18 protein-coding genes and 2 pseudogenes are annotated in these 9,243 nt (G+C 44.4%); 8 read left to right on the top strand and 12 right to left on the bottom strand.

Annotated features, from left to right (window positions below; translation table 11 throughout):
* Positions 1-43: 43 nt before the first annotated feature.
* Positions 44-949: a hypothetical protein gene (locus JCM16159_RS03565; RefSeq protein ID WP_243665770.1), complete on the bottom strand. Its 906-nt coding sequence runs from the start codon at positions 947-949 to the stop codon at positions 44-46.
* Positions 950-1,331: 382 nt separating this feature from the next.
* Between JCM16159_RS03565 and JCM16159_RS03560 the strand changes: the two genes are divergently transcribed.
* From JCM16159_RS03560 to JCM16159_RS14205, 4 genes are all read left to right on the top strand, one after another.
* Positions 1,332-1,541: an ATP-binding protein gene (locus JCM16159_RS03560; RefSeq protein ID WP_054856973.1), complete on the top strand. Its 210-nt coding sequence runs from the start codon at positions 1,332-1,334 to the stop codon at positions 1,539-1,541.
* The gene (locus JCM16159_RS03555; RefSeq protein ID WP_054856972.1) at positions 1,522-1,893 is read left to right on the top strand and encodes an ATP-binding protein; all 372 of its coding nucleotides are present in this window, start codon (positions 1,522-1,524) and stop codon (positions 1,891-1,893) included. Before JCM16159_RS03560 ends, JCM16159_RS03555 begins: the two co-directional genes overlap by 20 nt.
* Positions 1,894-1,960: 67 nt before the next feature.
* The gene (locus JCM16159_RS03550; RefSeq protein ID WP_243665769.1) at positions 1,961-2,224 is read left to right on the top strand and encodes a hypothetical protein; all 264 of its coding nucleotides are present in this window, start codon (positions 1,961-1,963) and stop codon (positions 2,222-2,224) included.
* 8 nt (positions 2,225-2,232) lie between these two features.
* On the top strand, positions 2,233-2,400 hold the full coding sequence (locus tag JCM16159_RS14205; protein ID WP_243665768.1) for a hypothetical protein: 168 nt from the start codon (positions 2,233-2,235) through the stop codon (positions 2,398-2,400).
* 257 nt (positions 2,401-2,657) lie between these two features.
* Here the strand turns inward: JCM16159_RS14205 and JCM16159_RS14200 are convergent, their stop codons facing one another.
* From JCM16159_RS14200 to JCM16159_RS18450, 5 genes and pseudogenes are all read right to left on the bottom strand, one after another.
* A complete protein-coding gene (locus JCM16159_RS14200; protein ID WP_243665767.1) occupies positions 2,658-2,810 on the bottom strand; it encodes a hypothetical protein in 153 nt (50 codons plus the stop codon).
* Between the two features lie 358 nt (positions 2,811-3,168).
* Entirely contained in the window at positions 3,169-3,471 is a 303-nt protein-coding gene (locus tag JCM16159_RS03545) for a hypothetical protein (protein ID WP_054856970.1), read from the bottom strand.
* Positions 3,472-3,543: 72 nt separating this feature from the next.
* Entirely contained in the window at positions 3,544-4,332 is a 789-nt protein-coding gene (locus JCM16159_RS14195) for a molybdopterin-binding protein (protein WP_243665849.1), read from the bottom strand.
* A gap of 24 nt (positions 4,333-4,356) precedes the next feature.
* Positions 4,357-4,434 (bottom strand): annotated as a pseudogene (locus JCM16159_RS18455) (hypothetical protein); the annotation flags it as partial.
* Between the two features lie 122 nt (positions 4,435-4,556).
* Positions 4,557-4,784 (bottom strand): annotated as a pseudogene (locus JCM16159_RS18450) (molybdopterin molybdenumtransferase MoeA); the annotation flags it as partial.
* Between the two features lie 84 nt (positions 4,785-4,868).
* Here JCM16159_RS18450 and JCM16159_RS03535 point away from each other — a divergent pair.
* Together JCM16159_RS03535 and JCM16159_RS03530 are read left to right on the top strand one after the other, a co-directional pair.
* Positions 4,869-5,360 carry a hypothetical protein gene (locus JCM16159_RS03535; RefSeq protein WP_243665766.1) on the top strand — a complete coding sequence of 164 codons (492 nt, stop codon included), beginning with the start codon at positions 4,869-4,871 and terminating at the stop codon, positions 5,358-5,360.
* A 5-nt stretch (positions 5,361-5,365) separates the two neighbouring features.
* Complete coding sequence (locus tag JCM16159_RS03530) at positions 5,366-5,938, top strand: hypothetical protein (protein WP_054856968.1); 573 nt, start codon at positions 5,366-5,368, stop codon at positions 5,936-5,938.
* Here the strand turns inward: JCM16159_RS03530 and JCM16159_RS14185 are convergent.
* From JCM16159_RS14185 to JCM16159_RS03515, 4 genes are read right to left on the bottom strand one after another with little or no spacing between them, the layout of a single operon-like run.
* Complete coding sequence (locus tag JCM16159_RS14185) at positions 5,935-6,099, bottom strand: hypothetical protein (RefSeq protein ID WP_243665765.1); 165 nt, start codon at positions 6,097-6,099, stop codon at positions 5,935-5,937. The two genes, JCM16159_RS03530 and JCM16159_RS14185, sit on opposite strands and share 4 nt — an antisense overlap.
* An 11-nt stretch (positions 6,100-6,110) precedes the next feature.
* Positions 6,111-6,233, bottom strand: a complete 123-nt coding sequence (locus tag JCM16159_RS18445; RefSeq protein WP_367834258.1) for a hypothetical protein — start codon at positions 6,231-6,233, stop codon at positions 6,111-6,113.
* Positions 6,234-6,266: 33 nt separating this feature from the next.
* Positions 6,267-6,683 (bottom strand): HIT family protein, encoded by a 417-nt coding sequence (locus JCM16159_RS03520; protein ID WP_054856967.1) that lies wholly within the window; start codon positions 6,681-6,683, stop codon positions 6,267-6,269.
* A gap of 34 nt (positions 6,684-6,717) precedes the next feature.
* Complete coding sequence (locus tag JCM16159_RS03515; protein WP_054856966.1) at positions 6,718-7,029, bottom strand: hypothetical protein; 312 nt, start codon at positions 7,027-7,029, stop codon at positions 6,718-6,720.
* A gap of 110 nt (positions 7,030-7,139) precedes the next feature.
* Here JCM16159_RS03515 and JCM16159_RS03510 point away from each other — a divergent pair, with 110 nt between their 5' ends.
* Together JCM16159_RS03510 and JCM16159_RS03505 are read left to right on the top strand one after the other, a co-directional pair.
* Positions 7,140-7,721, top strand: coding sequence for a ZPR1 zinc finger domain-containing protein (locus tag JCM16159_RS03510; protein ID WP_054856965.1), 582 nt, complete (start codon positions 7,140-7,142; stop codon positions 7,719-7,721).
* Positions 7,722-7,775: 54 nt separating this feature from the next.
* On the top strand, positions 7,776-7,949 hold the full coding sequence (locus JCM16159_RS03505) for a preprotein translocase subunit Sec61beta (RefSeq protein ID WP_054856964.1): 174 nt from the start codon (positions 7,776-7,778) through the stop codon (positions 7,947-7,949).
* On the opposite strand, the gene JCM16159_RS03500 is transcribed toward JCM16159_RS03505, so the two are convergent.
* Together JCM16159_RS03500 and JCM16159_RS03495 are read right to left on the bottom strand one after the other, a co-directional pair.
* A complete protein-coding gene (locus tag JCM16159_RS03500) occupies positions 7,935-8,708 on the bottom strand; it encodes a geranylgeranylglyceryl/heptaprenylglyceryl phosphate synthase (protein ID WP_054856963.1) in 774 nt (257 codons plus the stop codon). The genes JCM16159_RS03505 and JCM16159_RS03500 overlap by 15 nt on opposite strands.
* Before the next feature lie 33 nt (positions 8,709-8,741).
* On the bottom strand, positions 8,742-9,188 hold the full coding sequence (locus JCM16159_RS03495; protein ID WP_054856962.1) for a hypothetical protein: 447 nt from the start codon (positions 9,186-9,188) through the stop codon (positions 8,742-8,744).
* Between the last annotated feature and the right edge of the window lie 55 nt (positions 9,189-9,243).

Raw genomic sequence — 9,243 nt, 5'->3', positions numbered from 1 at the left:
TAAAGCATAATTGTCACCTTCGGGTTCTTCATCACCATGCTAATCACCCGTTGGCGTTTATCTCATTTCTATTTGAGTAAATAACTGGGTAATTCGTAGGTAATGGGTACCAGATATACCCTATTGTGTACTTTGGTGCTATGTTGCTTATCCCAGGTGTTATGTCGTCCATGCTTATTGATTGCAGGTTTGTGATTGACTTTGTGATCACGTATATCGTGGGCTCCTCAATGATATATTGGCCGTTTTCAAATAATTGCTTGGTCGTTGGTAAGGACTTATTCGTGCTTCCAAAGGTGCCGATCAAACTATAGTTAACCATTAACTGAACCTCCTCAGCATCGCTCGTGATGTTGCAGACCGGTAATGCGTAGGGGACTGCGGAGTATAGGATCACCACTATGGTGTCGCCTGAAGTGACGTTGATTGCGGGGAACCCAACGCCTATTTCCGTGTGTACCACGTACCAATTCTCCGTATTAGCTATTTGCCAGAAGTTCATGGTTTTATTACCGTAAACGTATGGGTGATTGACAGTTATGGCTAATGCCTGCAGTGGCTGAGATTGATTGTTTGAGGCTATTAACCTGCCGTTTAGGTAGATGCCAAGCCACATGGCGTTGCCTGAATAGGACATGCTGGCCCATGATGATAACGTCTCATTAATTATGGCGGTTGGGAAGTCAATGTATAATTGATAACCATTAATCTTCATATCCCCATGAACATGGTAGACAAGGGCTATTGCGGAGCCGCCGGGCATGATGAGGTCATAAGAGGAATTACATAAGACAGCACCGTATTGGATGATGATTGGCATTATGGTTGGTGGAGGCTTAATTGATTGACCCACGTGAGAGGGACCCACGGAGCCGGAACCACTAATATGCCAAGTACTACGCACGATAAGCAGGGATACAGCCACAGCCACTACTACCAACACAGCCACCAACCACCCCACCCTCAAACCCATAATAATCAATTCTTCTAATTTCATGGGGCTTTTTTTTACTTTGGGTGTTCAGAGAAAGTGATTCGAGTGGGGTTGAAATACCTTGTTTATGTTCTTTAGTAACGGTATTCATTATTGGGGTATGGATTGAGGCCGATACGTTGTGGTTTCTCGAAAATGCGTGTTGTGGGAAGTCGAGGCATTGATTACTATTATAATTATTATTTAATCCATGAATTCACACCCTTCATAGTTTATTTTAAGCCTGTTTACTTGCCAGGATTTTACTGGTTAAACGAGACTTCTAGAGGTTGTCGTAAATACTCTATTAGTTAGGTTTTTACGCTTCCGCTGTGGAAGTTACTTTCGGTGTGGAAGCGTGTTATTTGATACGAAGCCTAAGACGCGTAGGGCGGACTTGTTTGATTTTGAGGAGGAGTTTGGTAGGTTTTCGCGGTTGATTAATGATTCCCTGACTCGGCTTATTGTTGTTAGGGGTTTGAGGAGGACTGGGAAGACTTCGTTGGTGCTGACTACGCTTAATGAGTTGGGCATGCCTTACGTATTTATTGATAAGGGAGGTTGTTAGGTCAAGGAGGGGATTATACGAGGTTTTGTCTAGGGCGTTGAGTGATTTCCTTAAGAGGTACTCGCCACGCAAGGCCTTACTTAATAGTATTATTAAAGCGTTGGGTAGTGTTAGGGTGCATGGTATTGAGGTCTCGCTTAATTGGGGTAGGGATAGGCCATTACTCACTGAGTTGTTTAGGGAGTTTGATGGGGTTTCGGGTAGTGTGGATGTTGGGTTCGTGATTGTTATTGATGAGGCCCAAAGACTCGGTGGGTCTTTGGGTATTGAGGTTTGGAGTGCCGTGGCTCATGCCTATGATTTTCTCGGAAATATCAAGTTCATAATATCTGGCTCCGAGGTGGTGTCTTGAACTCAATATTTAGTAACCCTGAGTCTCCATTATTTGGTAGGCTTATGCCGAGGTTATCACTGAGAGGTTGAGTCGTGAGAAGTCTCTGAAGTTTCTGCGGCGTGGCTTCTCCGAGGTGGGTGTTGAGGTTGATGATGGTGAGCTTAATGAGGTTGTGGATAGACTTGATGGTGTCATTGGTTGGCTTACGTACTATGGCTACTCAAGGAGTGTTGGTGGTAGGGACTTAACATCAATATTTAATGATGCCATTAACCTGGCTAGGGAGGAGCTTGAGAATTTCCTAAACTTAGGGTTAGTAGGAGATATAGGGTCGTACTTAAACTCCTAGCCTCGGGCGTGAGGGAATGGGGGTTATTGAAGAGGAGACTTGAGGATTACGAGGGTTCACCGATTAGTGATAGGGTGCTTCACGACGTATTAACTACATTAAAGATGCATTCAATAATTAATGAGGAGTTGGAATTCACAGATCCAATTGTTAAGGAGGCAGCGCGAGGATTATAGTGTCATGACCTTAGATCAAGGGCAGGGGTTTGGGAATTATAGGGCCCATGCCCAATAATGTCGAACTTAATGGCAAGTAATAGAACAATTACCGTAATCACTATGCAATCGTGATTAATCACCTCATTTTATAACCATAATCACTATATCAAATTTTCAAACCCTGGATGCTTGGTGGAGGTGGGATTAGTAGGGTTGGTAAATAAGTGATTGAATGAGATGAAGCACATCAATAGTACCTAAAAATTATTATTGAGTTATGCCGTGCACTCGCTTATGTCCATTCCACGGCCTTTTAGGACTTGCCTTAGTGCTCCGTAGTCCTCGGGCTCTAGGTATGGTATTTCGTACTTCACACCTTGGTAATTAATGAATACGTTATATGCGTATGGTCTAAAGTTTCTTCCCATTATGACCTTGTAGCACATGGTTATTTCGTTAAGTTTTGCCGTGTATGTGCCATTAATTGTATCGAGAATTATTAAGCCGTCTCTAATCTCTACTCTCTTGAGGTTTGTTATGGCCTTTAATCGATTTAATTCTTACATAGGAGTATATTACCAATGATAAGTGCGTAGCCGTTACTATTGATGCGACTATCAATAATTCAATGAGTTGGTTACTCTCTGTATATGGTGAGAGAGCGATTATAATTACTACGTATAACACTAGAAAAAGCAGGCCAATAGTCATGCCTGCTGAGTATCTCTATTAATTGCCCAATTAGCATTATTACCTTCCCAGGACCACTCACTCATGGGTTAATTATTAATGTAATTCCTGCCTTGTTATTATGTATTTTGCGTTTCCCTCTCTTTCTATTTTTAGTTGTAGTTCCTGGGCTATTGCCGGTAGGTAGAGTACTAAGGTTCTTATGCATTGTTGTGATGCCCTGGTTCCGTACCTTGTTTGGTGCCACGCATGGAAGCATGCCATTGTTATCTTGTACTCGTTGTCCCTCGTTATGTTCCTCCTGCAGTTAATCAGTGCGTAGCTTATTAGGAATTCCCTGATGTCACTTATCCCGCACCTATGCTTCTGCTCCTGGCTTTGCAGTAGTGCTTGTTTCACATTATTATTTTATCCACTTGATTTATAAGTTACTTTCAGCGTTAGGGTTGAAATATTTCGTGAAACTGAAAATTAATCACGAGGCGGTTCCCTCAGGAGTAGTACCTCCACGTAATCGCCCTCTCTAATGATTTGTCCCTTCCTCGTGAACACGAGTCCATTAACCATCAGGAGTGTGTGCGTTAATGAACTGCCCTGTCTCGGTAACTCCTCTATGACGTAATCATTACCGACCCTCCTAACCCTAACCCTATACTGTCTGGCAAACTCCTTATCACCCAGCGTACCCCTACCTAGCCTAGCCATTACCCTGGGCTCCGCAATATCCACCTTAACACCCGCGAGTCTCTTAATGACCTCCTTAACGACCACAGTCATTGCATTCAAGGCCGATATTGGGTGTCCCGACAGGTTAATGATGACTTTATTACCGCCCAATACCGCAAGCCCCGTTGGTCTGCCAGGCCTCATCCTTAACCCCCTAATGTATATCCTTGGGTTCAGTGATTTCGTTACCTCATAAACATAGTCAATACCGCTCGGTCCTGTGCCGCCTGTGGTTATAACGATGTCCGCCATGTTCAGGGCCTTCGTTACTGCATTTCTGATGGCTTCCTGGTCATCAGGTACTATGGTCCTGCCCACGACTTCGGCGTACGGTATGTACATCCTCACGTAATTCCCTATGAACGATGCCGTGCTCTCAACGACCTTACCATTAACTATTGCATCTAGCACCTCATTTGGCGCCTTAACCTCGATTAATTCGGAGCCAGTAGCTACTATGAATATTCTGACCCTCCTCCTAACCCAAACCTCGCCAATACCAAGCTCCAGCAGTGCTGGTATGTCCCAGGGCATTATGACCGTACCCTCCCTAAGAGCCGCCTCACCCCTCCTGGCAAAGTCGCCCGCTGGGTCTACATTCTCCCAGGGCTTAACTGGCTTGTTAATGACAACCTCATTATTACTAACGACATCAACGAACTCCTCAGGAACGACTGCATCAGCGCCACTCGGTAAGTAGCGCCGGTGGTTACGTAGGCGGTTTCCATGGGGCCTACCTCAATACTTGGTACCTCGCCAATATGTACATAACCCACAAGCCTTAGCCTGGTTGGTGACTTGGAGGTGTCTTGACTTCTAACGGCATAACCATCATAGGCGGCCTTTGGGTGCGGTGGTATGTCTATGGGTACCACGACGTCCCTAGAAAGTACCCTGCCCATCGACTCCCATACAGGTACCTTCTCCTCATCGATTGCTGATAACGCGTCTATTGCGTTGGTTAATTCCTCGAGTTCGTGGGGCATCACGAACTTATACTCATGGGGCTTCACGCGATTTTAAGGGACAATGCGCTATTTAAAACCCTATTAGCCCTAGTAATAATTGTTGTGAACGAGCAAATAAGCATTGACGTACTGGAGGGAGCATATCAACTGATTAATTATGATGCGGAAGATGAGGAGACATTAATTCGAGACTTTAATTTGAGGTATGGTGACAGGTACATGGACGTGCTTAAAAGGGCTAGAGAGTTTGTGTCATTGCCTGGGGAGGACGTGAGCAGTAAAATTAGGAGGTTTTACGAATTATTGGCTGACCATTCAATGGGTAAGGTTAGGGGTTTCGGCAATGCGGCATACGCATTGGTTAAGTACATGGGGCTTGGTGGTGATGAGGGTGTCCTTAGGGTTCAGTTCAGGCTCATGGGCTTTAATGAGGACGTAATTACCGAGTTGGTAAGAGCTGGCATTTTAATGCATAGGAATAAGGATGTCCTGTTCGTACCTGAGTACTTAATACCTAGACTACTTGAGATGGGGGGTGTCGTTTCAGTACTGACGTCAGGGGGCAACTGGGCAGCCTTAATACCCTTGAGTTAATTGCTGTGGAATCAGCAGCCTTTAGTTCAAGGCCCATTGGTTGGTTATTTAGGGCTATTTATGGCATTGACTTTAAAGAGCTCATACGTAGTGTGAGGATTGATGGTGTATTGGATGGCTCGATTGGTGAGCTCATACTTAACCCAGCCATTGACCTGAGGGAGCTTAGAGCCGTGATTCATGAAATGAAGGACTCCAGCGCTAGGTATATGAGGAGGATCCTAAGTCCTCATGGTCAATACTCCTATAGCAGGGTTGCCAGGTGTGGTATTGTCTATACTGTGTTTGGTGAGGGTGGTAGGGAGTTGATAATGCTTTACCCATGGATTGTACCCAGCAGGAGAGCCCTGAATTACCACTCACGTGAGGATAGGGTCATAGTAATAATGCATAGACCCAGTGAAGAGTTTGCAGACCTAATGGGCATGCATACCGATGAACTTCCACCACGTACTGGATTCGTGTTCATAAGTAATAATGAGGCACTTGTCTATAGGCCTCAATACCTGGATAATGCCTTTGACTCATTCCTCGACTTCCTATATAGGTCAAACCTGAGGGTTTCCTACCTCAATTAACCCTTTATTAGGCCGATGATGAGACCTATTATGAATGCCAGTGATGAGTATGGGATTGCCACCGTGAACTGCTGAACCTTTGAGTAGGCAATGCTCATTGTATAACCTGCGTAGTGAAGTAGTGAAACCAGGGTTGATGGGCTTAGATAGCCCAGGGCCATGGCCAGTATTACTATGGCCAGTAGTACAAGGCTACGCCGATCAACCTCCTTATTAATATGCCCACCAGTAGGCCGAGTACGAAGAGCCCAATTATGCTTATTACCTGGGTTAGTGTTAGGCCAAATACCTCCATTGAGAATAATTAATTATAACTTAGTATAAAAGGTTAACCCATATTACTAAGTACTTCCTTGATGGCTCTGGACAATAACCCAGATACTTCACGACCCTCCTCCTCAGTTAAGTAATGCCTACCTATCATGTGCCCCGTCATTGGTATTACGTGAAAGTGTATATGGAAGATCACTTGGCCAGCCTCGGCACCATTATTCTGGACAATCCTCACCCCAGGCACATTCAATGCCTTAATTACTGCCATCGCCACTGCCTTTGTAACCATTATTACGTGACATAACTCATTACTCGGTATCTCGGTTATGTCCCTATAATGTCTCTTTGGCATGACAAGCGTGTGGCCCCTACTTATTGGGTACTTATCGAGTATGGCTATTACATAGTCATCCTCATAAACCACGTAGGCAGGTTCCTCACCTTTAATTATCCTGCAAAATACACAGTCCATTGCGATAAACGCCCATTACGATTATTTTTAAGACTTAACACATGGCGCCGTATGGCGAGACAGACAATAAATAGAAACTCATTGCGAATATCACGAGGGCAGCCACGAAAATCACCAGCAATATATCACTTACATTGCCCCTACTCAGGTAATTTATTAGTAGGTAAACTCCCGAGATTGATAATATTAATGTGAGGATTTCCATTAACGTGAATGACCCTGAACACGATGGCGCAGCACCAGGTGTGTAGACCGCGTACCAGAACCCCATTATGAATAATACGAGTACCATCACGGCTACAATACCAAGGGCTGCAAGCCACTTACTTGGCGTTATTGAGCTCATTAAAAATCACGTATGAAACAGCCCCTTTTAAAGATGACTTACTCATAGTGTCCAGGGAATGATGCAAATTAAGGATAGTAATAAATACTGGGATTAGGCCATGATCTTCAATGAGTAATTACGATGTGGGCATTCACGGTAGGGTGATTTATACAGGAATTGAAAAGTGCCCAGTATGCGGTAGAGACACGCTTCATGTAATTGAGATCCTGTATAGTGACCCAGCCTTCGGTGACTTAATACTATACAGTAATCAATGTGACCACTGCGGTTATAAGAGGATTGATATACAATACCTTAATTCCAGGGGACCATCTAGGATAATGTACGAGGTTAAGGATGACACTGACGTTTATAGGACCTATATTTTCAGGTCGAAGACCGCGAGAATAAGCAGCCCTGAACTTGGCTTTGACATCGATCCAGGGCCTGATGCAGAGGCTATGATAACTACGGTCGAGGGCCTACTGCTGAGGATGATCGATGTTGCGGAGAGGATGGAGGTTCTTAATGAGGATGATGAGGAGAGCATACGTAGACTGAGGGAGTTTAAGGACAAGGTGCGGAGGGCACTTCAGGGTGAGTTTAGGTTTAGGATAATTATTGAGGACCCAAATGGCAATTCTATGATTAAGCCTCCCCCTGGTCGTGACTCCGATGTTCGCATTGAACCACTAAATCCAGTGGAGTAATTATTGGTTTTGGTGAAGATAAGTTTTTAATCTCCCGGAATAAGACCATAAATAATGCCTAGGCGTAGGCGTACATCCGGTATGTCACCATTCATTGCCGCTGGACTGGTTAAGTTTAATGAGGCCAAGGAAATCGAGAAGATCAAGGTAAGTCCACAGTTGGTTATTTTTCTTGGCATCGCGACTTCATTATTAGTAATAATCCTTAAGTTCCTAATTCCCCTCTAAATTCCTCTTCCTTGCAATTCCACCCTCATGAACGGCCCTTATAATGTCCCTAATCAATTCAGGCTTTTCCTCAATTATCGTACCAGTAACTATCGCATCAGCGCCAGCTAAGGCAAGCTCAGAGGCCCTCTCAGGATCTCGAATACCGCCACCAACAATTAAAGGCTTACTAACAAGCTTCTTCACCCTAGAAACCATCCTTGGCCTCACGGGTTCACGAGCACCACTGCCGGCCTCGAGGTATATCATGTCAAATCCCATTAACTGGGCCGCGTATGCATAGGCTAGGGCGATGTCATCCCTATCATAGGGTATTGGCCTTGCATTACTTACGTAACCAACGGCACCGCCATCACCAACAATTATGTATGCCAACGATATTGGCTCCAGGTTCCTAAACCTCTTTACCAGCAGTACTGAGGCCTGTATTTGGGCGCCAACTATGAAGTATGGATCAGTGCTGTTAAGCACGCTTAGGAAGAATACCGCATCAGCATGTTTGCTCAGATTCGCTACACTGCCTGGGAATAGAATAACGGGTATTTTTAAAGAATCCTTAATAGTGCTTAGATACTCATCGAGTTGACCCTCGGATATGCCTAATGAACCACCTACCATCAATGCATCACTACCGTATTCCTGAACCATCAATGCCAATTCCTTAAATTCCCTCGCAGTGACCTTATCCGGGTCGAGTAATGTCATGTGTATTGTGCCAACCTCAGCAATACGCTTCAATAGGTAGTCCTTAACGCCCATTAGGGATGATAATTAATTCTTGTATTTTAAATATCACTCCTCAGTATATCCAGTATCCTCGATATACTCGCCCTCCTCACTATAGACCTCCTCGGTACTACCCTCACCAAATTCCTCACCGCCTTCGTTAAGGGATTCTGCTGATTTCTCTTCCTGATCCTCATTTACCTCACTAAGTAGTGGATTTGACTTAGTCGTTAATTGCGTTAAAGACACCGTAACCTCCCTCTTAGGCTTTATCTGACCCTGGTAATAAAGATCCACGAACTTATTGAAGTAATCCACGGGGAGTAGACCAGGTATGTAATTGAACTCAGCCTCAAGGCCGCAACTACCACAGTTAACCAGTACCTTCCCCTCCTTCTTATCAATCTTCACGTTAACCAATGGAGCACCACAATGCGGGCACGTGAATATTTTGGGCAAGGTCTTCTTGGGCTTAAGCATTAACTTCTTACGGCTTTTCCTCCTACGACCCATCGAAGCCACAACTAAGTCTTAATATAAATATCTTTTTCTTCTTCCAAATTAATTA

The sequence above is a fragment of the Vulcanisaeta sp. JCM 16159 genome, from assembly GCF_001316265.1.
GTDB lineage: Archaea > Thermoproteota > Thermoprotei > Thermoproteales > Thermocladiaceae > Vulcanisaeta.
The sequence above is the reverse complement of the archived record's forward strand: the minus strand, read 5'-3'. Positions and strand labels throughout refer to the sequence as shown.